Below are 26,363 nucleotides of genomic sequence, written 5' to 3' on the forward strand. Positions count from 1 at the left end.
TTTTATGGATGACTAACAATCAATTCTAGACCTTGCCCTTCCAGAGTCCATGCTTCAACATCGCTTGGCAAGATAAAGTGGCTACCTTTTTGGATTGGATATTCCTTACCGTCTACAATGAGCTGACCTTGACCAGCCAAGACACTTAACAAGCTGTAATCAGCTGTTTTTTCAAAGTCAACTTTTCCAGTAATTTCCCACTTGTAAACTGCGAAGAATTCATTGGATACAAGGAGAGTTGAACGCAAATCATCTGCTTTAACAGTCACAGGACGGCTATTTGCAGGCTCACCAATATTTAAAACATCGATGGATTTTTCAAGATGAAGCTCACGCAAGTTGCCATTATCATCCTTGCGGTCAAAGTCATAGACACGGTAGGTTGTATCACTAGACTGTTGCGTTTCAAGAATCAAGATTCCCGCCCCGATAGCGTGCATGGTTCCACTTGGAACATAGAAGAAATCCCCAGCCTTAACAGGAACCTTTGTCAGCAAGGCATCCCAGTTCTTATCTTCGATTTGCTGACGGAGTTCTTCTTTTGACTTGGCATTGTGACCATAGATAATCTCTGAATCTTCATCCGCAGCTATAATATACCAGCATTCAGTTTTTCCGAGTTCGCCTTCATGCTCGAGTCCGTAAGCATCGTCTGGGTGAACTTGGACGCTGAGCCAGTCGTTGGCATCGAGGATTTTGGTCAAGAGTGGAAATACAGGCTCTGGACGATTGCCAAATAATTCACGGTGTTCCGCATACAAAGTAGCGAGGTCTGTTCCTTGATAGCGCCCATTGGCTACCTTAGACACTCCATTTGAATGAGCTGAGATGGCCCAGTATTCTCCGATTTTTTCATTTGGAATGTCGTAGCCAAACTCATCACGTAGTTTAGTCCCACCCCAGATTTTTTCTTGCATAACTGATTGTAAAAATAATGGTTCTGACATCTTATTCTCCTGTCTGATTTTTCTCCTATCATTATAGCAAAAAGCTAGGTCTAATTGAACTCTTTTTCAGATCTTATAAAGTAGGGAGAAGATTTTGTAAAAATAGTGAATAAATGTGTTCTACTCAATGCTTGCACCATTGCTGGCAATGACATCCTTGTACCAGTAGAAGGACTTCTTCTTGCTACGTTTGAGACTTCCATGATCTTCATTATCACGATCCACATAGATAAAGCCATAGCGTTTATTCATTTCGCCTGTTCCAGCTGAAACCAGATCGATACAACCCCAAGTCGTATAACCAAGCAAGTTAACTCCATCTTGGTAAATGGCATCTCGCATAGCCTTGATATGAGCTTCTAAATAATCAATCCGATAGTCATCTGCTACATAACCATTCTCATCCGGTGTATCAATAGCACCGAGGCCATTTTCTACGATGAACATAGGCTTTTGGTAACGATCCCAGATGGCATTGAGAGTGATACGAAGTCCTAATGGGTCAATCTGCCATCCCCATTCTGAGGATTCTAGATAGGGATTTTTGAGAGAGGCAAAAACATTTCCAGCTGTTAATTCTTTAACTTCTGGATCACCTGAGGCTACTCGACTTGCATAGTAAGAGAAGGAAACAAAGTCAACAGTGTAATTCTTCAACAAGTCTAGATCCTCTGCCGTCATTTCAATCTCAATCCCTTCACGCTCCCACTGCTTCTTGGCGTAGCTTGGGTATTCCCCACGCGCCTGAACATCAATGAAAAAGTAACTCTTGCGATCTTCCTCCATAGCAGCCCAGTAGTCTCTCGGATGGGCTGTGTTAGGATAATACTGCCCTGCTGCCAACATGCATCCCACCTTGTTTTCTGGGTCAATTTCGTGGGCAAGCTTAGTCGCCAGAGCTGAAGCTACCAACTCATGGTGAGCTGCTTGGTATTTGACTTGTTCTTGATTTTCACCTTCTTCAAAACAGAGACCAGCTCCCATAAAAGGTGCATGGAGAATCATATTAATTTCATTAAATGTTAGCCAGTATTTGACCAAGCCCTTATAACGGGTAAAGAGTGTGCGACAGAGATTCTCATAGAAGTCCAACATACGACGATTGCGCCAACCACCATATTCTTCAATCAAGTGCATAGGACAGTCGAAATGCGTGATAGTAACCAGAGGTTGGATTCCATACTTGTGGCACTCCTTAAATAAATCCTCATAAAAGGCTAGACCAGCTTCATTTGGCTCCGCTTCGTCACCCTTAGGAAAAATCCGAGTCCAAGCGATGGAAAGCCGATAGGTCTTAAAGCCCATTTCCGCAAAAAGGGCAATATCTTCCTTGTAATGATGGTACATATCAATAGCTTGCTTGGCTGGGTAAAAATAGCCCTCCTCAAAAGAAAACATCTTTTTCTGACCTGTGATGATGATTTCACGGTCCTTACCGATTGGAACAACATCAACATTCGCCAACCCACGACCGTCTAAATTATAAGCACCCTCGCATTGGTTGGCTGCTGTTGCACCACCCCAGAGAAAACCCTCTGGAAATTGTAGTATTTCTGTCATCACTTTACCTCATATGATTTCCTGGTACTATTATACTATCAAACATTTAAAAATTCCTGAAATAGCTCCAAAAAATGTTTTAAGAAAAGCATTTTCTTTACAAAAAAGCTTCTACGATGAACATAGAAGCCAAATAGGGTAGTTGAAGTTTGTATACAAAACTGCTTTATTTCATAAGATTTGGAAGAATAAACATGATAAAGAAAGCTAGAGCAACCATAATAAAAACATTGAGATAGATAAAACATTTTACCAACCATGCATATCGCCCAGGTCTTAGTGGTCTTTCTACATAGGAATGTTTTGGTTTTTTAGGATCATAATAAACAGCAACTTTTCCACCAATTGGAAAGCCTTCCTTAAGTGGAGATTTTGTAAAAGACAAAAAACTATTCCCCTTAACTTTGTATCTTAAAACTTGTGGAATTTCACCATTTTCAAAATTATCCGTTTTTACATCAGATACGATTGAACCTAAGGGAGTACTGATTGTATTTGAAATAGCAGATAGAAATTTAGGCCCTACGACCTTGTATTGGTTCCCATCAACAGTGTATTCAACAACTGGGAGACTAATCCCATTATAAAGAGCATAGGAATATCGGATAATAACTCCTTCCGTTCTTTCGGTACATCTCTTGGCATTGCTATAATTACTAAATATAAAATAGGAAAACATAAAATAGGTGAAGGCAGCAAATCCTAACATCATTAAGCCAATTAATAGAAAGAAAGTTGTTGGCATATTTTTCTCCTTAAAACATTGTTATGAAGCTATTTTAACAAATTTAACAGAAAAGACAAGAAAAAGACCGGATTGCTCCGATCTTTTCAGTCATCAAAATGTAAGAAAATTAATACCTCATGCTATTAATCGATTGATTGTCAGCAAGCCATGGTTAATTATTGCAGCAATATCTTCCAGACCACGAAGAATAAAACTACCTATAATCAATCCTAGAATAATTGAACAGATAATCATGGTAATACAGATTAAATAAATATCCTTTTTTTGCATCTCTTTTCTCCTAATATCTATTCGCGTCCATTCATGGAGATACTTTCAATCTCAAGGTTCATTGGTCATTATGTGACAATTGTAAGGTTTCCCAGAACCATAAAGTCGAGCGGTAAACTGAACGCCATCTTCACTCTCTCTTCCTAATAAAATAAAGAAGCCCTCTTACTATATCTATTTAAAAATATTTCTCCTTTCCATATCAGTTACATTTTTATTATAAGATTTCAGGATAGCGCTGTCAACCATTTATATGCAAGTTCTTTATATAAAAAAGACCGGATGGCTCCGATCTTTTAATAGTTTATGTTCTTAATTTCTGTTTTAAAAATAGCTAAGGTTAACTTCAAATGACTAAGCGACCTATTTCATTCAATAAAAATCAATAACTAGACCAGCAGGACCTTTAACTAATAAGGACTCTGTCCCCCAATCCGTTTCACAAGGACCGTGTAAAATCTCGACACCAAGCTCTTTCAACCGTTTGTAGTTCAGGTCTACATCCTCAACCTCGATATGAATAATGATTCCTGACTGAAAATCTTCCAAAGGAATTAAATGATTTCGGGAGAACATGAGGCAGTGACTGCCAATCGTGAACTGAGCAAAACCATCATCAACATAATCGGCTTTTTTGTCCAAAATACGCTCCAGGTCAGCACAGACTTGGGGAACATCTGAAACGATAATATCCAATTGATTTAAATTCATTTACTCTCCTCCATAAAAAGACCGGATGGCTCCGATCTTTTCAAGTTTCCCTCTAAGAAAATCAATGCATAAAATCTACAATGTTTACTTTTTGATTTTCGTCGAGAGGAATTATTTAATTGCGCGTGATTGCAATCCTTCTTCTTCCAAGAAGAGGCGGAATGGTACAAGCTCTTCAGCTTCGTATTTTTCCTTGAAGGCTTTGATAGCTTCTTCTGAGTGTTGTTTTGGATCCAACTCAAGTACTTCTACTGGAAGTGGACGGTGTTGAGTGATGTGAGCATCGATCACAACAGTTTTACCTTCTTTGTTCAATTTAACAGCTTCTGCAACAACTGCATCGATATCTTCGATACGGTTCACAGTGAACCCTACAGCACCTTGCGCTTCAGCGATTTTCGCATAGTCAGCATTAGGGAAGTCACAACCAAACAAGTGTTTGTTTGTGTCTTCGTATTTGTCCTTGATGAAGGCATATTTACCATTTGAGAAGACAACGTTGATAACTGGAAGGTCGTATTGAACGTTTGTGATAACGTCTGGGTAGCACATGTTGAATGCACCGTCACCCATGATGTTCCATACTTGGCGATCTGGATTGTCTTTCTTAGCAGCGATACCACCAGGAAGGGCAATACCCATTGTCGCAAAGAGTGGAGATGTACGCCACATGTTCTTAGGTGTCATGTGAAGGTGACGAGTAGATGTTTGAGTAGTGTCACCTACGTCGATTGAGTAGATAGCGTCTTGATCAGCATGTTTGTTGATTGCATTGTAAACTTGATACAATTGCAATTCACCCTCAGTTTTACCTTCGAGTTTGTTCATGTAATCACGCCAGTTTTGGTTGTTCTTCACGTTTGCACGCCACCATGGAGTAGATTCAACTGGGTTCACTTTGTCAAGGATAGCTTTAGCTGCTTGACCTGCATCACCAAGGATTGAAGCGTCAAGGGCGTGACGTTTACCAAGTTTGTAAGGGTCGATATCGACTTGGATGAATTTTTCAGTATTTTTGAATGCTTCGTAAACTTCAGCAAATGGGAAGTTTGAACCAAGGAAAAGAACTGTGTCTGCTTCAAAGACCACTTCGTTGGCTGGTTTCCAACCAACACGGTAAGCAGAACCTGTCAAACCTTCGTAGTTCCATTCAAAAGCTTCAAAGTTTTTACCAGTTGTGATGATTGGTGCTTTGATTTTACGTGACAATTCAGTGATTACTTCACCAGCTTTCACACCACCGTAACCAGCGTAGATAACTGGACGTTCAGCGTTGTTCAAAATTTCAACAGCTTTGTCGATTTCAACTTCGTTCAAAGCAGGAGCGATAAATGAACGCTCGTAAGAACCTGAACCGTAGTATGAACTTTCGTCGATTTCTTGGAAACCGAAGTTTACTGGAATTTCAACAACAGCTGGACCTTTTTTAGAAACGGCAGCACGGCAAGCTTCGTCAATCACTTTTGGCAATTGCTCTGCGTAAGCTACACGTTTGTTGTAAACAGCGATACCGTTGTACATTGGGTTTTGGTTAAGCTCTTGGAAAGCATCCATGTTCAATTCGTTAACTGGACGTGATCCAAGGATAGCAAGGAATGGAGTGTTATCCATAGCTGCATCGTAAACACCGTTGATCAAGTGAGTCGCACCTGGACCACCTGAACCAACTGCAACACCGATAGAACCGCCAAATTTAGCTTGCATAACCGCTGCAAGAGCGCCTGTTTCTTCGTGGCGAACTTGCAAGAAACGGATATCTTTGTCTTCAGCCAAAGCGTCCATAAGTGAGCTGAGTGTTCCTGATGGGATACCGTAGATAGTGTCTACGCCCCATGTTTTCAATACGTTAAGCATTGCTGCTGATGCAGTAATTTTCCCTTGAGTCATAATGATAACTCTCCTTAAAAGTTAATTTGATGAATAATAAAAGCGCTTTTATATGTTTTTTGAAAACGATTCAGTAAATTTACACTCCTAATTTATCACATTTACTTATAGTTTCATAAGAATGTGCTCACAAAACTACATTCTCTATTACAGTACAGATTGAAAACGTTTTGAATATCTGTTTTAGAATAGCAAAAAAGCGGTTAAAACCGCCTTTTTATACTCAATGAAAATCAAAGAGCAAACTAGGAAGCTAGCCGCAGGCTGTACTTGAGTACGGCAAGGTGAAGCTGACGTGGTTTGAATTTGATTTTCGAAGAGTATTAATCGACTTTAGTAAAATTAAGCATGAGAGAACTGATTAGAACAGATACTGAACTAAAGGCCATGGCCAATCCTGCAAGTTCTGGATTGAGTACCAAACCAAGAACAGAAAACACTCCTGCTGCAATCGGAATACCAATGAGGTTATAGATAGAAGCCCAGAAAAGATTGAGTAGAATACGATTAAAGGTCTTCTTACTCATATCAAAAGCACGTGCCAATCCTAGTAAATTGTTGGTTGTAAGGACAAGATCTGCTGATTCAATGGCAATATCAGTCCCAGAGCCCATGGCAATTCCGACATCCGCTACACTGAGGGCCGGCGCATCATTGATACCATCTCCAACAAAGGCCAATTTGCCATTCTTTTGAAGCTTGTGAATTTCATGTGCCTTTTCCTCTGGCAAGACATTTGCGATTACTTCTTCGATTCCAATTTGCTCTGCAATCGCATGGGCTACTCCAGCATTATCTCCGGTAAGCATGACAGTTCTAAGACCACGTTTTTTCAATTTAGCAATAGCTTCTCGAGCATTTTCCTTAGGGACATCCTGCAAGGCAATTAAGCCTTTTAACTGACCATCTACGGATAGGAAGACAACTGTTTTTGCTTCTTTCTCAAGCAAATCAAATCGTTCTTGATAATCATGTGGAATAGCAAGGTCAGCTAAAAGTTTAGCATTACCCAGCAAGACTTGTTTACCATTAATAATTCCAGTCACACCTTTTCCATGTATGGCTTGGAAGTTTTCCACTGGGTAAAGGCTAATTCCTAGTTCAGTAGCACGATTAACAATAGCTTGAGCTAGCGGGTGTTGAGATACATCTTCCAGTGAAGCAGCCAAACTTAGCACTTCTCCTTCATCTCCGATAACATCTGTTACCACTGGTTTCCCTTCGGTCAAGGTTCCTGTCTTATCAAAAACAACCGTTTGGACTTTTTGGATTTCCTGTAAAACAGTACCATTTTTGAGAAGAATCCCCATCTTGGCACTTCGCCCTGTTCCAACCATGAGTGCTGTCGGTGTCGCAAGTCCTAGTGCACAAGGGCAGGCAATAATCAAAACAGCAACTCCGTAGAGAAGTGAAGTCACAAAGCTATCTCCAAGTAAAACAAACCAAACCCAAAAAGTAAGAAGTCCTAAAATGACAACTGCTGGTACAAAAATCCCAGAAATCTTGTCGGTCAAATCTTGAATAGGAGCACGACTCGTTTGAGCTTTCTTCACAAAGTCCACAATCTGAGCCAGCATAGTCTCAGAACCAACTTTTTCAGCTCTAAAGATGATCGTACCACTATTATTGATGGTTGAACCAATGACAGCATCTCCAACTGATTTATCGACTGGAATACTTTCCCCAGTCACCATTGATTCATCAATACTCGTTTCACCTTCTAATACAGTCCCATCAACGGCAATTTTTTCACCTGGTCGAACGCGAATGAGATCCCCAACTTTGACTTGTTCTAGAGGTATTTGAACATAAACATCATCACGCAAAACCTCTGCTGTTTTTGCTTGTAGGTCTAATAATTTTTCGACTGCCTGCGAAGTATTTTTTCGCATTTTTTCCTCAAAAACTGCTCCCAAAAGAATGAAGAAGAGGATAAATGCAGCACTTTCAAAGTAAACGGGCAGACCAGTGAAGAGGGCAACTAAGCTATAGAAATAGGCCACTAGGGTTCCCAGAGCAACCAAGGTATCCATGTTGGAATTGTGCTTTTTAAAACTAGCCCAGGCGCTTCTGATATATGGAACTCCAGCTACCAGCATAATGGGTGTTGTGGCTAAAAAGGTGCCCCAACGCATGACTTGGTGACTAATTCCTCCTGTAGACATCCCAATCATGAGAATCACAAGAGGCACAGTAAAGATACTAGTAATCCAAAAACGTTGTAAAAGACTGAGGGACTTTTTCGTTTTTTCAACAACAGTATATGTTCCCTTTTGCATCTTCATGCCGCATGAAAATTCATGCTCGCCCAAGTCTTGAGGAGTAAAACGAATGACTTTTTCCTCATCTTGAGCGATTGATTCTAGAATCCCTTCTTCTTCGAAGAGAATCTCCTTATAGCAGTTTGATGGTGTCACACGATGAAAGGTAATCTCAGCAGGAATTCCTTTTTGTAGTTGAATATGGGCTGGATGATAGCCTTTTTCTGCCGTGATACGGATTTTTTGAACACCATTTTCAAGGCTTGCTTTTACAATTTCAGTCATATCCTTCTCCTATTCTACAATCATCTTACCGTGCATCATATTCATGCCACAAGAGAAACCATACTCACCTGCTTCTTCAGGAGTGATTTCAACCACATATTGGTCTCCCATAGGCAGATCTGCATGCACTCCAAAGTCTGGAAAAACGATTTGGTCCAAGCAAGGTGAAGGATCTTTTCGATCAAAAATAATGCGAGCAGGTTGCGATTTTTTGAGGATAATGGTTCCTGGAGTGTAGCCCCCCATGACCTCCACTCGAATCTCCTGATAGCCATTCTTTTGCTGGGCTCTCTTAGCATCTTCTTGCGGTTTTTTGAAAAACCAAAAGAGGATAAAAGCAATCATTCCTAAAACAATAATAGATACAAATAGATTTAACATAGCGTCTCCTTTACATACAATTACATCTTACTTCTGTCACAGCGTTTGATTTTTTCTCAGAAATCGTAGCTTCCAAGTCTTCCAAGTCAGCTAGGGTAAAGTCACATTCTTCTATCAAATCAGCTACTAAATGCTTTATCCTGCGGGAACAAAGCTTATCTTTGATATCTTGGACAAGTAACTTCTTGCTATCTTCCTGTGACAACAGGGCTGAATAGACAAAGGACTTGCCCTGCTTTTCCCGAGTCAAACATTCTTTCTCCACCAAACGAGCCAAGAGTGTCTGAATCGTGGACTTAGACCAGCTAAACCTTTTCTCTAATACTTTTATCAGATCAGTACTTGTCTGTTCTCCCTGCATCCAAATAATCTTCATAACCTGCCATTCTGCATCCGAAATCTGCATCAGCACACCTCCAAAATCTACATTTGTCAATTACAATTATCAGTATACTCTTAAAATCTACATTTGTCAACCCAAAAAATCACATTTTTAAAATTTATCGCCGATATAAATATTTTTTATCACCACAATAAAAAATACATATTATCCAAAGCTCCCTTTTAATGCTACAATGTTTTTATCATTTCTAGATGGGAGGTTTTAGTTTGGATTGGTCTATTGTTAAACAATATCTACCATTTTATCAAGAGGCATTCTTTTTGACCTTGCATATTGCAGTTTGGGGAATTCTAGGTTCTTTTTTGCTGGGGCTCATCGTCAGTGTCATCCGGCATTACCGCCTTCCTGTTTTCTCCCAGTTGGCAACAGCCTATATCGAACTTTCACGAAATACACCCCTTTTGATACAACTTTTCTTTCTCTATTTCGGCCTACCTCGAATAGGGATTGTTCTTTCTTCAGAAGTCTGTGCAACAGTCGGTCTCATCTTTTTAGGTGGTGCCTATATGGCAGAATCCTTCCGAAGCGGGCTAGAAGCAGTCAGTCAAACCCAGCATGAAATCGGTTTAGCCATTGGGCTTACTCCATTTCAGGTTTTTCGCTACGTGGTTCTTCGACAAGCGACTGCGGTGGCTCTACCATCCTTTAGCGCCAATGTTATTTTCCTCATCAAGGAAACATCTGTCTTCTCAGCAGTTGCCCTTGCTGATCTTATGTACGTTGCTAAGGACTTGATCGGACTCTACTATGAAACAGATATCGCACTTGCCATGTTGGTGGTTGCTTACCTTATCATGCTTCTACCTATTTCACTAGTCTTTAGCTGGATAGAAAGGAGGCTTCGTCATGCAGGATTCGGGAATGCAAGTACTCTTTCAGGGAAATAATCTCCTGAGAATCTTACAGGGATTGGGAGTCACGATTGGGATTTCTATCCTGTCTGTCCTCTTATCCATGATTTTCGGAACAGTCATGGGAATTGTCATGACCTCCCATTCTAGAATCGTACGATTTTTGACACGATTGTATCTAGAATTTATCCGTATCATGCCCCAGCTGGTGCTACTCTTCATTGTTTATTTCGGCTTGGCTCGAAACTTTAATATCAATATCTCAGGAGAGACTTCTGCTATTATCGTTTTTACCCTCTGGGGAACAGCTGAAATGGGGGACTTGGTACGTGGAGCTATCACTTCCCTCCCTAAGCATCAGTTTGAAAGCGGACAGGCGCTAGGTTTGACCAATGTTCAACTTTACTATCATATCATCATCCCACAGGTTTTGAGAAGACTGTTACCGCAGGCCATCAATCTTGTTACTCGGATGATCAAAACCACTTCTTTAGTTGTTTTGATTGGGGTTGTTGAAGTGACCAAGGTTGGACAGCAAATCATCGATAGCAATCGCCTAACTATCCCAACTGCTTCCTTTTGGATTTATGGAACCATTCTGGTCTTGTATTTCGCAATCTGCTTCCCTATTTCCAAACTTTCCACACACTTAGAAAAACATTGGAGGAACTAAATGTCTGAAACTATTTTAGAAATCAAGGAACTAAAAAAATCCTTCGGAGACAATCCTATCCTCCAAGGTCTTTCTCTAAATATCAAAAAAGGGGAAGTTGTGGTTATTCTTGGGCCATCTGGTTGTGGGAAAAGCACCCTGCTTCGTTGCCTCAATGGCTTAGAAAGTATTCAAGGTGGAGATATCCTTCTGGATGGCCAGTCCATTATTGGCAATCAAAAAGATTTTCACCTAGTTCGCCAAAAAATTGGCATGGTCTTTCAAAGTTATGAACTCTTTCCCCATCTGGATGTCCTACAAAACCTCATTCTAGGCCCAATCAAGGCTCAGGGAAGGGACAAGAAAGAGGTAACGGAGGAAGCTTTGCAACTACTGGAACGTGTCGGTTTGCTGGATAAACAACATAGCTTTGCCCGTCAATTATCTGGTGGACAGAAGCAACGGGTTGCGATTGTCCGTGCCCTGCTCATGCATCCAGAAATTATCCTCTTTGATGAAGTGACGGCTTCATTGGATCCAGAAATGGTGCGTGAGGTCCTGGAACTTATCAATGATTTGGCCCAAGAAGGGCGCACCATGATTTTAGTAACCCACGAAATGCAATTTGCCCAAGCCATTGCGGACCGAATTATCTTCCTTGACCAAGGGAAAATTGCTGAAGAGGGAACAGCTCAAGCCTTCTTTACCAATCCTAAAACCAAACGAGCACAGGAATTTTTAAACGTCTTTGACTTTAGCCAATTTGGCTCATACCTATAAAGGAGATTTTTATGAAACTATTCAAACCACTCTTAACTGTTTTGGCACTTGCCTTTGCCCTTATCTTTGTCACAGCTTGTAGCTCAGGTGGAAATGCTGGTTCATCGTCTGGTAAAACCACTGCCAAGGCTCGCACCCTTGATGAAATTAAAAAAAGCGGTGAACTACGAATCGCGGTATTTGGAGACAAAAAACCCTTTGGTTACGTTGACAACGACGGTTCTTACCAAGGTTATGATATCGAACTAGGTAACCAATTAGCACAAGACCTTGGTGTCAAGGTCAAATACGTTTCTGTTGATGCTGCCAACCGTGCTGAATACTTGATTTCTAACAAGGTTGATATCACCCTTGCCAACTTCACAGTTACTGACGAACGTAAGAAACAAGTTGACTTTGCCCTTCCTTACATGAAAGTTTCTCTCGGTGTTGTGTCACCAAAAGATAAAGTCATCAAGGACGTTAAAGAACTTGAAGGCAAAACCTTGATCGTTACCAAAGGAACAACTGCTGAAACTTACTTTGAGAAAAATCACCCAGAAGTAAAACTCCAAAAATACGATCAATATAGCGATGCCTACCAAGCCCTTCTTGATGGACGTGGAGATGCCTTCTCTACTGACAATACTGAAGTCCTAGCTTGGGCGCTTGAAAATAAAGGATTTGAAGTAGGAATTACCTCTCTAGGTAACCCAGATACCATCGCACCAGCAGTCCAAAAAGGTAACCAAGAATTACTTGACTACATCAACCAAGAAATCGAAAAATTAGGTAAGGAAAACTTCTTCCACAAAGCCTATGAAAAAACACTCCACCCAACTTACGGTGACGCTGCTAAAGCAGATGACCTAGTTGTTGAAGGTGGAAAAGTTGATTAAGTTTAAAAAAGAAAAACGGACAAGACTAGAATTCTGGTAATCAGAATCTCTATCTTGTTCGTTTTTTATCTAGTCCATCATAGATGCAATTTCCATCATAGCGACAACGTTTGTTGGATTATCAGAAGTCAATGAATGATTTGCGAATCCAAGAGCCACACGGAATTGTACGTTCTTATCTGCTGGACTATAGCCATCACCCATCATCATTGCAGCATAGTGACCTGGTGAGTGTTTCCATACAGTATAGAAATTATGAGCTAATGCCTTTTCATTTGTAAGACTCACAATATCCCAAACATCAGTTGCTTCTGCTGCGTTTTCTGTCATTGCATTTGTTTGTTTGTAGAAATCTGGATCATAAGCAGTTGACCAACGAGAACCATCAGGACGTTTATGCTTACCTTCCTTCTTACCTTGATAACGTAAAGATCCATAATCTGCCATCTCATTAGCACGAATATTAGCAACTCGAGTTAATTCGCTATCATCTGCTGCGATTGTTGCAGGTGTCAAGCCTTTACGAATGCGTTCTTCATTAAGAAGTTCCATGAAGTGTTCATTAAGTTTACGATTATCTACAATCTGTTCAAGCTTGTCAAGTTCTGCTTGAGAAAGGCGAGAAGCTTTCCAAACTGAGATAAGTCCACTGTCTCGAGGAAGATCATCTCCGTCATCTGTTTCATCAACAGCCACACGATCTTTATCAGCTTGAGAAAGATTATCATGTAGGTACTTGGCGCTACGGTGATCTTCATTGTTTGGATCCAAACCATTTTCACCTAAGCTCTTAATATCTTTCCATGTACCATCAATGTCGTAGTTATCATCATTAGTTGGAACCACAACATCTGTTGGATCAGCGACACGTTTTTTCTTGGTACCATTAAAGGTAATTGTGTCAACTGCATCTTGACTTTCAACTAGTTCACGACTTTTAACCGTTCGTTCACCCGTTTTGTTGTTTACTAAAATAACTTTGCGGTAACGTTTAAATCCGTCACGACCATTTTCTGTACGAGATTCCCCTTCAAAAAGGTTGGAATCATTTTCAGTTCGAGCACCGTGTGAAATTGTTTCAGTTTCTTCTTCAGTAACTTCAGACATCAATTTCTTAGTTCCATAATGAACAACTTTTTGTTTTGCAGGAACAGTTTTGATAAGTTCTCGACTTATCTCTGTACGGTTTTGATTTTCCTCATTGCTGTACTTAACTTTGTAAGTTTCCTTACCATTTACCGCATCTTCAACTCTTTCATCGCCTTCAAAAAGTTCAGGGGCAGCAACTCGTTTTTCACCTTCAGCGGTAATAACTTTGTCTTCGTTAGCATAAGTATAACGCTCTTTAGTGCCAACTTCAACTACTTCATCAACTGCTGGAACAGTTTCAGTATTGATTAGCTCACTCTTAACAAGTTTGCCATCTTCGTAGTAGTCTTTGTAGTTTTCAACGATTTCACCTTTTCGGCCTGGAGTTTTTACAACTCGTTGGTCATTGAAAAGTTTATCGCTTGTTTCTTCAACAGTATTGAAGTTAGCACCCTCTTTGCGCTCAACACGAGTTTTAGTTTCAGTAACTACTTTATGAGTTCCCACACGAACAATTTCTTTGACCGGTTTTACTTCATCACTTTTAACAACTGATGAACGACCATTCCCATAAACAATTGTAGTTTCAGTATAAGAACCTTTTTGACCCTTAGTCTCAACTACACGTTTACCTTCGTTTAGAGTTTTATCTTTAACTTCTTCAGTTTCGTAATTTACTTCAACTTTTTGAGAAGTTCGACTTGTTTCAATGTTTTCGCCAGTTCCAACTTCTACGATTTCATCTACTGGAGAAACTTCATTTTCTCTTACTTGAGTTCGAGAAACTTCTGTTCCATCTGGTCTAGTTACAACTGTAGTAACAAGTTCATAAGAACCATCCTTACCAGCTTGAATAACCTTTTTCTCACCTTTAGGAAGATCTGGATTTGTGTTGCTTGTAACTTTATGTTCAACTTTGTGAACTTCACGAGCTACAGTTTCAATATTTTTCTTAGCAACTTTAGTTCCAACATGAATAACTTTATCCTTGGATTCTTTTTGAGTTGATGAAACCAATTCACGACCGGTTTCAACACCATCTTCAAGTATTACAGTATAGACTTCAAGTTTTTCACCATCTTGACCGGCTTCAACCTCTTTTTCTACACCAGCATCCAAGTTTTCATCTGAAACATATTGTGTCCCTCGGAGAATAGGAGTGCGAACAACCTCTTCTTTTGTAGTACGAACAACTTCTTTAGTAGTTTTAGTACCAACATGAACTACTTTATCAACTGCAGGAGTTGTTTGAGTTCCTGTTGCAACTCGACTTACAACAACACCGTCTTCAAGTGTTACAGTATAAGTGATTTCTGTTTTACCAGCAACTCCCTCTTTAATAACTTGAGTCTCACCAATTTTAAGATTGGCATCTGGAACATATTGTACCCCAGGCTCAATCACTGATGTCTCGACTTCTGTACGAGTAGTAATTGTTTTCTTAACTTCAGGTTTCGCAGGAGTAGCTGGTTTTACAACTTCTTCTTTTGTTGTTTCACCAACTACTTTATCAGAAGTACCACCTTGAGTTTTCTCTTTATCTGCTGAAACAGTTTCAGTTGCTTTAACATCAACTTTTTCTGTTTTCTCATCTAAAGTTTTTTCTTCTTTAGTCGAAGTACCAGTTGTTTGATCTTTGTTTTCTGGAACAGTTGGAGTTGTCGGTTTCACGTCAACTTCTTTCTTCTCTTCCTTTTTATCTAAGACCTTATCTTTTTCTGGTTTAGCTTCAGGTAATGCTGACTGGACTTCGGGTGCTCCTTTTTCACTAACTACCAACTCAGGCAATACAGGTTGAACTTCGGGTGTTCCCTTTTCAGCAATTACCAATTCTGGTAATGCTGGCTGAACTTCGGGTGTTCCCTTTTCAGTAACTACCAATTCTGGCAATGCTGACTGAACTTCTGGTGTACCGTTTTCACTAACTACCAACTCAGGCAATACAGGTTGAACTTCGGGTGTTCCCTTTTCAGTAACTACCAATTCTGGTAGCTCTGGTTGAACAGCTGAAATACCTTTGTCATCTGTAACTACAAGTGATGGCGGTTCTGGTTGAACAACCAGTTTCCCTTTTTCTGATGTTGATTTTTCTACTTCACCTTTTTTAGTTAAGTTATCAGATTTTTCCAATATTTTATTATCTTTGTTAGCTACTTCTGATCTAGAAACTTGCTCAACTGCGTCTTCCCCCTCAGTTCTTACCTGTGACTTAAGCTTTTCCTCTACCTTCGTTATTTCTGATAATTTTTCATATGATTTATCGAGAGATTTAATCGAATCTTCAGCACCAACTTTTTTAGTAGCTACAAATGCTTTAGCCAATTCCTCTTTGGCATCTACTTTAGGTAGGAAACTCTTCTCTGTTTCTTTAATAGTATCAGTTGTTGAGTATTCTTTTTCTTTTGAAGAAGAGTATGGAACGGTAACACTTTCACATTGTCCTTGGTTTTGACTCGATTGATTTTGCAACACAACAGTTCCAGCTGAAATTCCTAAAAGCGCGACAATTGCAGCTGAGATTACCCAACCTCTTCTACCTTTTTTCAAAGTCTTTTTTTCATTAGTATTTTGTCTATCCATCTTTATTTTCCTGACTTTTCAATGATTATATTTTTACATACTGACACTATCTAATATATTTTTTAGAAAAACAATAATTTCTAACAGTACCTATAATGCCTCCTAGACTACAAGTAAATAAAATCAAAATAAAAATGGAAAAGCTATCGCCAATTACTTTAATACTATATAGATAATTAAAAATTAAAAATAAAGGTAGCGAAATCGGCAGTATAGTACAGCTCACAGCAGCTCGTCTCATTTCTTTGGTCTCTCCACTCATAAACCAAGTCAAAGGTAAAAATCTCATCCAGTTTAGATATTCTTTCTGTTGGATTTTTTCTTCAAACAAATGAGTAAATAAAGTATAAAACGGCAATGCGACATAGTAAGTTGCTTTGACTAAAAAGTACATTACAGTTATAAAAATGGCAAAACCCCACCACATATCTCTAACTGTTTGATCAATATCACTTTCATATTTCGGTTTTCCAAACATCTTATTTCTCCTAATCTATTATTTCATTAAATTTGTAAATGTATTAATTGTTGTCATTTTGTTATTGTAATCAACTTTTCTTTGTAATTCTTGAAACTGATAATTTAATTGCTCTGTCCTCATCATGTCTTCATACATATTTTGCGCTTGTCCTAAGTCATAGGCTCTACCTTGATCAATTACATTAACCATATAAGCAAAAGCATCAAAATGAATATCTAACCCTGCTTGTTGCCTTGCATAAACAAATGGAATACTATTCAATTTCTCCATACAATAGTTTCTAGCTTGAGCAACTTCATCCTTATGTTTTTTTACTTGATCTGCTATTGGTTTTTCATGCTTCACTCGTTGATAAGCAAAATAAATTGGAGACCATAGCAGAACCCATGCTCCCACCCAAAGGGAGTATTCAAAAGGTTTACTTAAGATTCCTAAACCAGAACTAGAAAATTCACCAAGTCTATCTATATAAGCAACTAAGAACAATGAACCTAAAATTCTAAAAATCCATCCCAAAACACTTAATTTCGGGTTGATAAGAGAAACATGTTTTCCATCTACTATATAAAAATACTTAGTCAGATCTTCTACTCTTTTAGACCAAATAGCAGCTTCAACTATTAAGTTTCTACTACGTTTAGGCTCTTCTATTGTCGAAAGATATTCTTGTAAAACAGTCTGGTATGATTGCGGATTAGCGATAGGATAATATTCATATTTTTTGCCTTCTGCAGTAATGACATCAAGTGAATGGTATGCACCATTATCAAAAACTTCAGACCAATGTTTATTTGGCAACCTCCCTTTTACATAGGCTTCCCAAATAGTCCATTCATCAAACAAATCTGACTTAGATTCATCCGGAATAATTCCTAAAAAATAATCTAACTCATTCTCCTCTTGAGAAATAATATCATTCTTATTCATCCATAAATCTCCTTTCCTTGTTATTTTATCATATTGTGGATATATACACAATATGAAGTCAGATACTTTTTTCTTATAATTAAGTAAAAGGAGTTGATGACGATAATCAGTTTTAACCCACTCTGGGCTACAATGAAGAAAAAAGAAGTTTCTCAATACAAGTTATTAAAATCCGGAGTTGATAATAAAACTCTTGACAGCCTAAAGAAAAATAAAAACATAACTTTACTAACTTTAGAAAAGCTATGTCGGATTTTAGATTGTCTTCCAAATGATATCGTTGAATTTATCGAAGAAACTCCCGATTCTAATATTCGTAACACATTTATCTAGTTCTAATATTTATTCTTATGTCATAATATCTACGTTATCTACCCTCCCTACCATTGTTCACAATATAAAACAAGCAATACTCTTCAAACCACATCAGCTTCACCTTGGATTATATTTGATTTTCATTGAGTATAAGATCCAATAACATTACAAAAAGAAATCAGGTAATCCTAGTGACTACCTGATTTTTTACGTCTTAAGCATTTTGCCAATTTTCTTGGTCTTCTTTAAATCGTTTTAGAAGGTCGAGCCCTTCTGGTGTGATATAGCCTTCTTCTTGGGCTAGGTGAATCAATTCACTGTAGTTAGAAAGCGTCACAAGTTTGACACCTGCGTCTGCGAAATTCTTATCTGCTTTTGGCAATTGGTAACTGAAAATCGCTACAACTCCAAGCACATCTGCTCCTTCTCGCTTTGCTGCTGCTACTGCTTCAAGAACAGAACCACCAGTTGAAATGAGGTCTTCAACCACTACCATTTTTTGACCTTGAGCTACACGGCCTTCGATTTGATTACCAGCTCCGTGGTCTTTTGGTTTGCTACGGATATAGGCAAATGGCAAGTTCATCTTATCAGCAATGATGGCACCATGCGGAATGCCTGCAGTCGCTGTTCCTGCAATCACTTCTACCTCTGGGAATTCTGCCTTGATGGCTTCCACAAAACCATTTTCAATCAAGCTACGCGTTTCTGGGTAAGCAAGCGTCACACGGTTGTCCGTATAAATCGGTGACTTAATGCCTGATGCCCAAGTAAAAGGTTCTTCTGGCTTGAGGTAAACGGCTTGAATTTTCAATAGATGGCTAGCGATATCTTTAGCAAGTGTCATGGTGTGCTCCTTTTTATAGTGTTAAATGAATCTTCTTTTTAAACCCAATCTTGTGTCCATTCTTCTTTGATGGCATGGTAGGCTGCGACTGGATCAGCTGCTTGCGTAATCGGACGCCCAACTACGATGTAGTCACTGCCAATCTGGTAAGCTTGTCCTGGGGTTACTACCCGTTTCTGATCCCCTGCTTCTGTCCCTCTTGGGCGAATCCCTGGTGTCAGACAGATAAAGTCATCATGAGTTGCTTGTTTGATAAGCTTGGCTTCTTGAGCCGAGCAAACGACTCCATCTAGACCCGCTTCAACTGTTTTCTGGGCATAGTGGATAACCGACTCTTGGAGGCTGGTTTGGATATTTTGACACTCTTGCATTTGTTCCTCCGAGGTTGAGGTTAATTGGGTCACAGCTATGAGAATCCCCTTGTCTCCCAATCCTTCACGCGCTGCCTGCATCATCTCAACTCCACCTGCTGCCTGCACATTGGTCATATCAACTCCTAGGTTGGATAAGATTTTCATGGTTGATTTGACTGTATTGGGAATATCATGCAGTTTGAGATCCAAAAAGACACTATGTCCTAATGACTTCAAATAACGGACAACTTCAGGTCCTACAGCATAGTAGATTTCCATTCCTACTTTGACATAGAGCTTTTCCTCTGCTGGAAATAGGGCTAAGAACTTCTTGGCTTCTTCAAAACTTGGAAAATCCAGAGCTATGACTGGGCGACTTTCACGCATGCGTTTCTCCTCTTATCTTTCTTATCAGCCCAGCTTCCGTCAAAGAGACTACAAAAAAGGAACCTGCCAACAGCAAGGTTCCACGAAAAATGGGTAGAATCCACCCTTTCACCGTCTAACCTTAGCTGCCTCTCTGGACTGCTTTAAAGATTTTTAACTATTCTATTATTTAAAGCGGGACTTGTCAAGTAAAAACTAGTATCCGAAGAACTTTAAAGTCAAGACTCACAATCAAGTCGATAGAATGCTCTCAAGCTTATCGACTCTGTGATTGTTGAGTTGTTTGGTTTTGATTACCTTGTTCTTCTTGTTTTTTCTTCTCTTCTTCCAGCTTTTTCTTTTCCTCTTCTTTTGCCTTGATTCTTTCTTCCTCAAGCGCCTTATCCGCCAAACTATAACTATAGATACCAACTTCCATATCAATACCACTTGGTACTGTCAATTGTGGTTTTATCTTACTATAATAAGGCAATTTTTTACCTAGTTCTGATAGAGGAACCAAAATTTCATCCGTATCATACATGGTAATCTTGAGCAGATCACTGGTTACACTAGTTGGAGCCAATTCAATCGTTTTGATCGCTTGCTTAATCTCTGGGCTGATTTCAGCCAGTTGTTCAATCAAGGTTTTGACTTGCTGCTCATCGTTAAAGAGTACAGACATATAGGTTTCTGGAAGACTGACTAGGCTAACTGGACTAGTTTCAACCGTACCACTGGAAAGAATCGGATAATGGTCCTCTCCAGAAACATAATAGGCTACAATCCCGTATTCCTTGACCTGGATGGTGAAATTGGTCGGGAATTGATAGTGAATGCTAGCAGATTCAATCCAGTGATTGGACTTAATCATCTCAGCATGTTTGTCTTTATTGAGAAGTAGACTAAAGGTATAGTCACTATCACGAATCCCTGAAGCCTCTTTGATTTGGTCTGCATTGGTCTCTACAGTCCCAGTGACTTCTATGTTTTTCAGAGTTGAAAAGGGGGTCAAGAGATAGATCGAAAAGAACAAGACAAGCAAACTCGGGATTAGAATCGTAATAGCACGCCAGATATGAACTCTAGGAATAGAAGGCTTGGTAGGCTTTTTCTTGGTTTTAACCTTCTTTTCTTCTACCTTTTCTACTTTTGTTGCTTTTGCTACTTCTGAATTTTCAGCCTCGTCTTGCTCTTGTTCTGCTTCAGCTGCTTCCTCTTCAAGTTCAGGCGAGGACTCATCTGCTATAAGCTCCTTCTGCTCTTCGCTATTAGGATCTACTTCCGTTGCTTCCTCTGTATTTTCGGATATATCTGACTCTTGCTCTTCTTTGGTTTCTTCAGCCTTTTTGCGCAGATACTCTCGGTTTTTCTTCTGCCACTCTGATAAGCTAGTTTCTGCATCAGAAGTTATTGAAACTTCCTTTTTGCCTGAATCTCCCTTGGCTTCTTCTTTGGCTAGTTGAGCCTCTTCTTCAGCCTTTTTTTGAAGATACTCTTGATTTCGTTTTTGCCACTCTGACAATTCCTTGCCTTGAGTTGGCTCTTGTTTCTTATCCTTTGACATCAATTTTCCTTATGATAAATCTTTTTTTAATAGCTCATAAAAATCTGCCACAGATTTTAATTCCTGAGAATTCTTCATCGTGTTCTGGTAGTCTTCTTTGTGGGTCAAAAGCTTGCTTACTTTTTCTTCTAAAGTTGACAAGGTCAAGTCGCTTTCTTGCAACTCCTCAGCATAGCCTTTTTTCACAAAGTAAGCCGCATTTTCAATCTGATCTCCACGGCTGGCTTCTCGACCTAGTGGCACAATGACATGCAATTTAGCCATGGCAAGGAGCTCAAAAATAGTATTGGCACCACCACGAGTGATGACAACATCAGCCATATTCATGAGCGGTTGATAGAGGTTAGTCACATAGTCAACACGATAGAGGTTTGAACTTAGTTCATTTAAACTAGCATCACCTGTCAGGTTGATGATATTGTAGCGACTAGTCAACTCTTCCTTGTGGTCTGTAACTAATTGGTTAAAGACACGCGCACCAGCAGAACCACCTACAAAGAGAAGGGTTGGTAACTTACTATCAAAGTAAGTTCGGATATCCACCATTTCTTCGGGTTCTTCCATAATTGGACCAGAAACCTTAGTCACAGCTCCAACGTGCTCTACCTTAGTGAGACTAGACGCTTGTTCAAAAGTAGAGTACATCTTAGTCGCAAACTTATAAGCGATTTTATTGGCCAAGCCCATAGAGAGGTCAGACTCGTGGATAAAGACAGGTACTCTACATACTCGCGCTGCAATGACAGGTGGAACAGATACAAATCCTCCCTTAGAAAAGAGGGCCTGTGGACGAAGACGGAGCATGATAAAGAGCGATTGAAGGATTCCAAATGTAACCTTAAAGACGTCAACCATATTTTGCCATGAGAAATATCGGCGCAATTTCCCAGTTGCAATAGAATGGAAAGTGACATCTAAACCTGACTTGAGGATTTCATGATGCTCAATTCCGTTTTTGTCACCAATATAGTGGACTTCCCAGCCATCTTCGATGAACTTAGGCATTAACAAAAGGTTGAGGGTAACGTGTCCAACCGTTCCCCCACCTGTAAATACTATTTTTTTCATATTATCCCTTTAACTCCGCTACAGTGTCGATGAAAAGATCTCCACGTACTTCAAAGTTAGCATACATATCCCAGCTAGCATTAGCAGGACTGAGGAGAACCACATCTCCTTCTTCTGCAAGTTCATAAGCCTTGCGGGTTGCATCTGCAATATCTGTTGCATCCACATAAGCCACACCTGCCTTATCGGCTGCACGTTTGACACGTTCTGCAGACTGACCGAGAATGACCATTTTCTTAAGTCCAGTAATATCTGGTACCAATTCGTCAAACTCATTACCACGGTCTAAACCACCAGCAATCAAGATAACCTTGCTATTGTCAAATCCAGACAAGGCTTTTTGAGTTGCCAAGATATTGGTTGATTTACTATCGTTATAGAATTTAACCCCATTGATTTGGTCTACAAATTGGAGACGGTGCTTGACACCACCAAAGGCTGACAAGGTTTCCTTGATGGTTTGGTTATCCACACCACGAAGCTTGGCCACAGCAACCGTCGCAAGAGCATTTTCTACATTGTGGCTACCTGGAACTCCGATTTCATTCGCTGCCATGACTACTTCCCCACGGAAGTAGAGTTGACCATCTTCCAGATAAGCTCCATCAACCTTTTCCTGTGTTGAAAATGGTACAACGGTAGCTTGTGTTTTGCTAGCCAATTCTTTTGCCAAGTCTTGGTTGAAGTTCAATACTAAGTAATCAGTCGCTGTCATATTGCTTTGAATATTCCACTTAGCTTCGACATAGGCTTCAAAAGAACCGTGATAGTCAATATGTGTTGGCATCAGGTTGGTAATAACAGCAATTTCAGGATGAAATTCTTGGATTCCCATTAGTTGGAAAGAGGATAGCTCCATGACAAGGGTATCCTTATCTGTTGCTGTCTGAGCTACCTGGCTTGCAGGGTAACCGATATTCCCAGAAAGAAGACCATTTTGTCCTGCAGCAGTCAGAACTTCACCAATCATGGTTGTGGTCGTTGTCTTACCATTTGAACCAGTAATACCAACAATCGGTGCATCAGAAATCAAGTAGGCCAACTCAACCTCTGTCAAAACTGGAATGCCTTTTTCTAGCGCTTTTTCAATCATAGGATTGCTATAAGGAATTCCTGGGTTTTTCACCATGAGGGCAAAATCTTCATCCAATAATTCCAAAGGATGTCCACCAGTGACAACCTTGATGCCTTCTTCCAAAAGACTTTGCGCAGCTGGATTTTCCTCAAAGGGCTTGCCATCATTCACCGTTACGATGGCTCCTAGCTTGTCCAAGAGACGAGCTGCAGACTCACCTGATTTAGCCAAACCGAGGACTAATACTTTCTTATTTTCAAATTGATCAATTCGTTTCATATCTAGAACTCCATTTCTACTCTTACTATTTTACCATTTTTATGAAAATAAAAAAGCCACAAAGGGCTTTCTTATTTGTTTTTGTCCTCTACCAATTATTCTACAGACTTGAGGGCTTCTAACATATCCACCTTTCGGAGATAATGATTGACAAAAACTCCTAGGATGGTCAAAATGACACTGACAGCTAGAACTGGAATGAGATAAACTTCCCAGCCGACCTTTGGTTGAAAACGGAAGGTACCAGGTGCGATCATCTGAATGAGAAATTGATGGAGATAAAAGCCTGATACCAATCCTACAATCATTCCAATTAGTGACAATAGGATGGTTTCCCGATAGATGTAAAGGGTCACTTCTTTATTATGAAAACCAAGAACCTTGATGGTTGAGAGTTCCCGAATCCGTTCAGCAACATTGATATTGGTCAAATTATAGAGAATCACGATGGCTAATAGCACCGATACCAGAACCAAAATCGCCATGGTATGATTCAGAGAATTAGCAAAACTTTCAAAGAGCTGAATGGTGGAGGCATTTTGAACGAGGCCACTGACAGCTACCTGGTCCATAAATTCTCCTGCGACTCTTTCAGTATTCCCTTCACTTTTATCCTTAAGTTGGACCAGATAGGTATTCATCTTGGGAGCTTGACCATATATCTCCTCATAGGTCGCCTGATTCATATAAACAAAATGGCCTACGTAGTGTTCGGTAACGGCTCCAACCTTAAAGGTTTTTCCATCTATTGTAAAGTTGTCACCAAGGGAAACTCCTGCCAACTGGGCTAATTTTTCAGTCAGAACAAGTCCGTTAGATAAGCTCAGTTTTTCCCCATTTTTTTCTAAATGGACAAAGGGGTCCAGGTCATCTTGATCCGTTACCATCATGGTCACAGTTTGAACACCAGCCTTGCCTGCATACTTTTCTTCAATCTGTTTGGAAGAAATTAAACGATAGTTTTCAACTTCATCACTCTGCAATTTTTCTTCTAGCTTGGCCATATCAGAATCTGAAGCCCGAGAATTGACAGAGAGAATCATCTGGTATTGTTGCAGATCATTAAACTGCCTGTCAGCTACTCCTACAACAGAGGATTGAATCCCAAGTCCTGCAAAGAGGAGGGCTACTGAACCTGCAACTCCAAAAATGGTCATCAGCATGCGTTGTTTGTAACGGAAAATGTTGCGGGCAGTTACCTTTTGGGTAAAGCTCAAATGAGACCAGATAAAGGTGATGCGCTCCAAAAGAATCTTGGAACCTTTGACTGGTGGCTTGGGTAGTAATAATTGCGCTGCTTCTTCATGCAACTCTCTGCGAGATACAAGGTAAGCAGGTAGGACACTAGCTACTAAGCTTAGTCCCAAAGCCAAGCAACTATAGGTCCAGTAGAAATACTGCTGACTTTCTCCAACAATCATTCGCTCAGTGATGATATGCGAAATAGTAGGTGCTAAGATGTAATGACCAATCAGAATTCCTAGAAGGGTGCCAAGAGTACCAGCAACTAGACCGTAAATCACAAACTTAGCAATGATATCCTTGCTATGGTAGCCTAGAGCTTTGAAAATCCCTGCATTGGTTCTCTCCTCGTCTACAAAACGGGTCATGGTGGTAAAGGTAACCATGGCTGCTACGGCATAGAGAACAACTGGGAAGATATTCCCTACGGCACGAATACTCATAGCCGAGTTACTATACATGAGATAACCTTGACCAGTAGGAGAACTCTTGCGATTGTAGACATGATAGCTTGGCTCTGTCAGAGCATTGACTTCATCCTGACTGGTCTGCCATTTAGCCTTTTCCTTAGTAAGATCTGTTTCGGCTTGGCTCAGCTTTTCCTGTTCCTGCTTTAGTTGTTCTTTTGCTTCTTCTAACTGACTAGACGCTTGACTTTTTTGTGGCTCTGGTAGTTGGCTCACTTGATTTTCTTGAGCTTGTAGACGCGTTTCGATTTCCTGTAAGCGTTTCTTGCCAGATGTCAAATTGGTCTCTGCTTCATCCAGTTGTTTCTTGCCTTCATCAAGGGACTCTTGGGCATCCTTCTTCATTTTCTCTAGCCACGCTTGTCCATTATCAGCAACTAAGTTCTTTAGAGTCTCCTCTTCTTCCTCTAGCTTCTTTTCGTAATCACTGGAAAAAGGATTGACATCTGTTAGGCTAGCAAAACGCAAGCGGGCAATCGTGTAAACAGAGCTCTTGAAATTTGCTTCAGTTATGACAGCGTAAGCTGCTAGATTCCCATTACCACTGGCTGAACTCCCCATATCCGTTTTTGAAAAAATATCTGGAGAGTGGACAAAGCCTGTAATGGTATAACTATCCCGCTTCAACTGAGAATTACTGCCCTTTTTTTGACTCAAATAAATGACTTGACCAATCTGATAGCGATCTTTCAAAAAGTCCGCCAAGGCTAGTTCATCTTCTTTCTCAGGCAAACGACCTTCCGTTACTTGAAATTTTGAAATCTTATCAGTATTTGAAAAGATTCGTATGGCATCTTCACTATTTGCCAGAGTCAAATCTGTCATATAACCAAATTCAACATCTGCTCCCGTATGGTTTTGCAATTCTTCCTGGTCTGCCTGATCTAGACCATAATCTGCTATGACAGTAATATCAGCCAGATTGGCTTTTTGAATATAATCCCATGCTGTTCGCTCCATATTGGGACTGGCTACTTTGAGACCAACCACGGCTAAAGAACCTAACATCATCAGAGTTAGGATGGATAAGAACCGTCCCTTTGAACCTGTGAAAGACTGGAGCAGGTCTTTCCAATATGTCTTTCTTTTCATC

The 26,363-nt window shown here is 39.9% G+C and carries 23 protein-coding genes; 5 read left to right on the forward strand and 18 right to left on the reverse strand.

Going from position 1 to position 26,363, the window contains the following annotated elements:
* Positions 1–2: 2 nt before the first annotated feature.
* The 9 genes from manA to ADF68_RS08155 all read right to left on the reverse strand — a co-directional run bounded on the left by manA (position 3) and on the right by ADF68_RS08155 (position 9,456).
* Entirely contained in the window at positions 3–947 is a 945-nt protein-coding gene (manA, locus tag ADF68_RS08120; RefSeq protein WP_049549370.1) for a mannose-6-phosphate isomerase, class I, read from the reverse strand.
* A 120-nt stretch (positions 948–1,067) separates the two neighbouring features.
* Positions 1,068–2,507, reverse strand: a complete 1,440-nt coding sequence (locus ADF68_RS08125) for a 6-phospho-beta-glucosidase (protein WP_049549371.1) — start codon at positions 2,505–2,507, stop codon at positions 1,068–1,070.
* A gap of 166 nt (positions 2,508–2,673) precedes the next feature.
* Positions 2,674–3,252: a DUF3592 domain-containing protein gene (locus tag ADF68_RS08130; protein WP_049549372.1), complete on the reverse strand. Its 579-nt coding sequence runs from the start codon at positions 3,250–3,252 to the stop codon at positions 2,674–2,676.
* 117 nt (positions 3,253–3,369) lie between these two features.
* Positions 3,370–3,525 (reverse strand): hypothetical protein, encoded by a 156-nt coding sequence (locus tag ADF68_RS11275; RefSeq protein WP_186823205.1) that lies wholly within the window; start codon positions 3,523–3,525, stop codon positions 3,370–3,372.
* A 372-nt stretch (positions 3,526–3,897) separates the two neighbouring features.
* Entirely contained in the window at positions 3,898–4,236 is a 339-nt protein-coding gene (locus ADF68_RS08135; RefSeq protein WP_049549373.1) for a VOC family protein, read from the reverse strand.
* A 111-nt stretch (positions 4,237–4,347) separates the two neighbouring features.
* Positions 4,348–6,123 carry a pyruvate oxidase gene (gene spxB / locus ADF68_RS08140; protein WP_049549374.1) on the reverse strand — a complete coding sequence of 592 codons (1,776 nt, stop codon included), beginning with the start codon at positions 6,121–6,123 and terminating at the stop codon, positions 4,348–4,350.
* Between the two features lie 323 nt (positions 6,124–6,446).
* Positions 6,447–8,669 carry a heavy metal translocating P-type ATPase gene (locus ADF68_RS08145; RefSeq protein ID WP_049549375.1) on the reverse strand — a complete coding sequence of 741 codons (2,223 nt, stop codon included), beginning with the start codon at positions 8,667–8,669 and terminating at the stop codon, positions 6,447–6,449.
* Positions 8,670–8,678: 9 nt separating this feature from the next.
* Positions 8,679–9,050 (reverse strand): cupredoxin domain-containing protein, encoded by a 372-nt coding sequence (locus ADF68_RS08150; RefSeq protein WP_049549376.1) that lies wholly within the window; start codon positions 9,048–9,050, stop codon positions 8,679–8,681.
* Positions 9,051–9,060: 10 nt separating this feature from the next.
* Positions 9,061–9,456, reverse strand: coding sequence for a CopY/TcrY family copper transport repressor (locus ADF68_RS08155; RefSeq protein WP_049549377.1), 396 nt, complete (start codon positions 9,454–9,456; stop codon positions 9,061–9,063).
* A gap of 203 nt (positions 9,457–9,659) precedes the next feature.
* Between ADF68_RS08155 and ADF68_RS08160 the strand changes: the two genes are divergently transcribed.
* The 4 genes from ADF68_RS08160 to ADF68_RS08175 are packed head-to-tail and all read left to right on the forward strand — an operon-like array spanning position 9,660 to position 12,614.
* Positions 9,660–10,340 (forward strand): amino acid ABC transporter permease, encoded by a 681-nt coding sequence (locus ADF68_RS08160; RefSeq protein ID WP_049549378.1) that lies wholly within the window; start codon positions 9,660–9,662, stop codon positions 10,338–10,340.
* Complete coding sequence (locus ADF68_RS08165) at positions 10,300–10,977, forward strand: amino acid ABC transporter permease (protein ID WP_049549379.1); 678 nt, start codon at positions 10,300–10,302, stop codon at positions 10,975–10,977. The genes ADF68_RS08160 and ADF68_RS08165 overlap by 41 nt, the downstream gene beginning before the upstream one ends.
* Positions 10,978–11,736, forward strand: a complete 759-nt coding sequence (locus tag ADF68_RS08170; protein ID WP_049549380.1) for an amino acid ABC transporter ATP-binding protein — start codon at positions 10,978–10,980, stop codon at positions 11,734–11,736.
* A gap of 11 nt (positions 11,737–11,747) precedes the next feature.
* The gene (locus ADF68_RS08175; protein ID WP_049549381.1) at positions 11,748–12,614 is read left to right on the forward strand and encodes a cysteine ABC transporter substrate-binding protein; all 867 of its coding nucleotides are present in this window, start codon (positions 11,748–11,750) and stop codon (positions 12,612–12,614) included.
* A 69-nt stretch (positions 12,615–12,683) separates the two neighbouring features.
* Here ADF68_RS08175 and ADF68_RS08180 read toward each other — a convergent pair whose 3' ends face one another.
* The 3 genes from ADF68_RS08180 to ADF68_RS08190 are packed head-to-tail and all read right to left on the reverse strand — an operon-like array spanning position 12,684 to position 17,691.
* Positions 12,684–16,283, reverse strand: coding sequence for a G5 domain-containing protein (locus ADF68_RS08180; RefSeq protein WP_049549382.1), 3,600 nt, complete (start codon positions 16,281–16,283; stop codon positions 12,684–12,686).
* Between the two features lie 46 nt (positions 16,284–16,329).
* Positions 16,330–16,761: a hypothetical protein gene (locus ADF68_RS08185; RefSeq protein WP_049549383.1), complete on the reverse strand. Its 432-nt coding sequence runs from the start codon at positions 16,759–16,761 to the stop codon at positions 16,330–16,332.
* 18 nt (positions 16,762–16,779) lie between these two features.
* Positions 16,780–17,691: a hypothetical protein gene (locus ADF68_RS08190; RefSeq protein WP_049549384.1), complete on the reverse strand. Its 912-nt coding sequence runs from the start codon at positions 17,689–17,691 to the stop codon at positions 16,780–16,782.
* Between the two features lie 96 nt (positions 17,692–17,787).
* Between ADF68_RS08190 and ADF68_RS08195 the strand changes: the two genes are divergently transcribed.
* On the forward strand, positions 17,788–18,024 hold the full coding sequence (locus ADF68_RS08195; RefSeq protein ID WP_000152611.1) for a helix-turn-helix domain-containing protein: 237 nt from the start codon (positions 17,788–17,790) through the stop codon (positions 18,022–18,024).
* A gap of 196 nt (positions 18,025–18,220) precedes the next feature.
* Here ADF68_RS08195 and pyrE read toward each other — a convergent pair whose 3' ends face one another.
* From pyrE to ADF68_RS08225, 6 genes are all read right to left on the reverse strand, one after another.
* Entirely contained in the window at positions 18,221–18,853 is a 633-nt protein-coding gene (pyrE, locus tag ADF68_RS08200) for an orotate phosphoribosyltransferase (protein ID WP_000170888.1), read from the reverse strand.
* A gap of 38 nt (positions 18,854–18,891) precedes the next feature.
* Entirely contained in the window at positions 18,892–19,593 is a 702-nt protein-coding gene (pyrF, locus tag ADF68_RS08205) for an orotidine-5'-phosphate decarboxylase (protein ID WP_049549385.1), read from the reverse strand.
* A 256-nt stretch (positions 19,594–19,849) separates the two neighbouring features.
* Positions 19,850–21,139, reverse strand: a complete 1,290-nt coding sequence (locus ADF68_RS08210) for a cell division protein FtsQ/DivIB (RefSeq protein ID WP_049549386.1) — start codon at positions 21,137–21,139, stop codon at positions 19,850–19,852.
* A gap of 9 nt (positions 21,140–21,148) precedes the next feature.
* On the reverse strand, positions 21,149–22,207 hold the full coding sequence (locus tag ADF68_RS08215; RefSeq protein ID WP_049549387.1) for a UDP-N-acetylglucosamine--N-acetylmuramyl-(pentapeptide) pyrophosphoryl-undecaprenol N-acetylglucosamine transferase: 1,059 nt from the start codon (positions 22,205–22,207) through the stop codon (positions 21,149–21,151).
* Position 22,208: 1 nt separating this feature from the next.
* Entirely contained in the window at positions 22,209–23,561 is a 1,353-nt protein-coding gene (murD, locus tag ADF68_RS08220; protein ID WP_049549388.1) for a UDP-N-acetylmuramoyl-L-alanine--D-glutamate ligase, read from the reverse strand.
* Positions 23,562–23,656: 95 nt separating this feature from the next.
* The gene (locus tag ADF68_RS08225; RefSeq protein ID WP_049549389.1) at positions 23,657–26,362 is read right to left on the reverse strand and encodes an ABC transporter permease; all 2,706 of its coding nucleotides are present in this window, start codon (positions 26,360–26,362) and stop codon (positions 23,657–23,659) included.
* Between the last annotated feature and the right edge of the window lies 1 nt (position 26,363).

The organism is Streptococcus pseudopneumoniae (genome assembly GCF_001068775.1).
Classification (GTDB): Bacteria; Bacillota; Bacilli; order Lactobacillales; family Streptococcaceae; genus Streptococcus; species Streptococcus pseudopneumoniae_N.

Excerpts from the sequence above, each read along its gene's own strand:
- manA (WP_049549370.1), bottom strand. The coding sequence starts at position 947 with ATGTCAGAACCATTATTTTTACAATCAGTTATGCAAGAAAAAATCTGG.
- ADF68_RS08125 (WP_049549371.1), bottom strand. The coding sequence starts at position 2,507 with ATGACAGAAATACTACAATTTCCAGAGGGTTTTCTCTGGGGTGGTGCA.
- ADF68_RS08130 (WP_049549372.1), bottom strand. The coding sequence starts at position 3,252 with ATGCCAACAACTTTCTTTCTATTAATTGGCTTAATGATGTTAGGATTT.
- ADF68_RS11275 (WP_186823205.1), bottom strand. The coding sequence starts at position 3,525 with ATGCAAAAAAAGGATATTTATTTAATCTGTATTACCATGATTATCTGT.
- ADF68_RS08135 (WP_049549373.1), bottom strand. The coding sequence starts at position 4,236 with ATGAATTTAAATCAATTGGATATTATCGTTTCAGATGTTCCCCAAGTC.
- spxB (WP_049549374.1), bottom strand. The coding sequence starts at position 6,123 with ATGACTCAAGGGAAAATTACTGCATCAGCAGCAATGCTTAACGTATTG.
- ADF68_RS08145 (WP_049549375.1), bottom strand. The coding sequence starts at position 8,669 with ATGACTGAAATTGTAAAAGCAAGCCTTGAAAATGGTGTTCAAAAAATC.
- ADF68_RS08150 (WP_049549376.1), bottom strand. The coding sequence starts at position 9,050 with ATGTTAAATCTATTTGTATCTATTATTGTTTTAGGAATGATTGCTTTT.
- ADF68_RS08155 (WP_049549377.1), bottom strand. The coding sequence starts at position 9,456 with ATGCAGATTTCGGATGCAGAATGGCAGGTTATGAAGATTATTTGGATG.
- ADF68_RS08165 (WP_049549379.1), top strand. The coding sequence starts at position 10,300 with ATGCAGGATTCGGGAATGCAAGTACTCTTTCAGGGAAATAATCTCCTG.
- ADF68_RS08170 (WP_049549380.1), top strand. The coding sequence starts at position 10,978 with ATGTCTGAAACTATTTTAGAAATCAAGGAACTAAAAAAATCCTTCGGA.
- ADF68_RS08175 (WP_049549381.1), top strand. The coding sequence starts at position 11,748 with ATGAAACTATTCAAACCACTCTTAACTGTTTTGGCACTTGCCTTTGCC.
- ADF68_RS08180 (WP_049549382.1), bottom strand. The coding sequence starts at position 16,283 with ATGGATAGACAAAATACTAATGAAAAAAAGACTTTGAAAAAAGGTAGA.
- ADF68_RS08185 (WP_049549383.1), bottom strand. The coding sequence starts at position 16,761 with ATGTTTGGAAAACCGAAATATGAAAGTGATATTGATCAAACAGTTAGA.
- ADF68_RS08190 (WP_049549384.1), bottom strand. The coding sequence starts at position 17,691 with ATGAATAAGAATGATATTATTTCTCAAGAGGAGAATGAGTTAGATTAT.
- ADF68_RS08195 (WP_000152611.1), top strand. The coding sequence starts at position 17,788 with ATGACGATAATCAGTTTTAACCCACTCTGGGCTACAATGAAGAAAAAA.
- pyrE (WP_000170888.1), bottom strand. The coding sequence starts at position 18,853 with ATGACACTTGCTAAAGATATCGCTAGCCATCTATTGAAAATTCAAGCC.
- pyrF (WP_049549385.1), bottom strand. The coding sequence starts at position 19,593 with ATGCGTGAAAGTCGCCCAGTCATAGCTCTGGATTTTCCAAGTTTTGAA.
- ADF68_RS08210 (WP_049549386.1), bottom strand. The coding sequence starts at position 21,139 with ATGTCAAAGGATAAGAAACAAGAGCCAACTCAAGGCAAGGAATTGTCA.
- ADF68_RS08215 (WP_049549387.1), bottom strand. The coding sequence starts at position 22,207 with ATGAAAAAAATAGTATTTACAGGTGGGGGAACGGTTGGACACGTTACC.
- murD (WP_049549388.1), bottom strand. The coding sequence starts at position 23,561 with ATGAAACGAATTGATCAATTTGAAAATAAGAAAGTATTAGTCCTCGGT.
- ADF68_RS08225 (WP_049549389.1), bottom strand. The coding sequence starts at position 26,362 with ATGAAAAGAAAGACATATTGGAAAGACCTGCTCCAGTCTTTCACAGGT.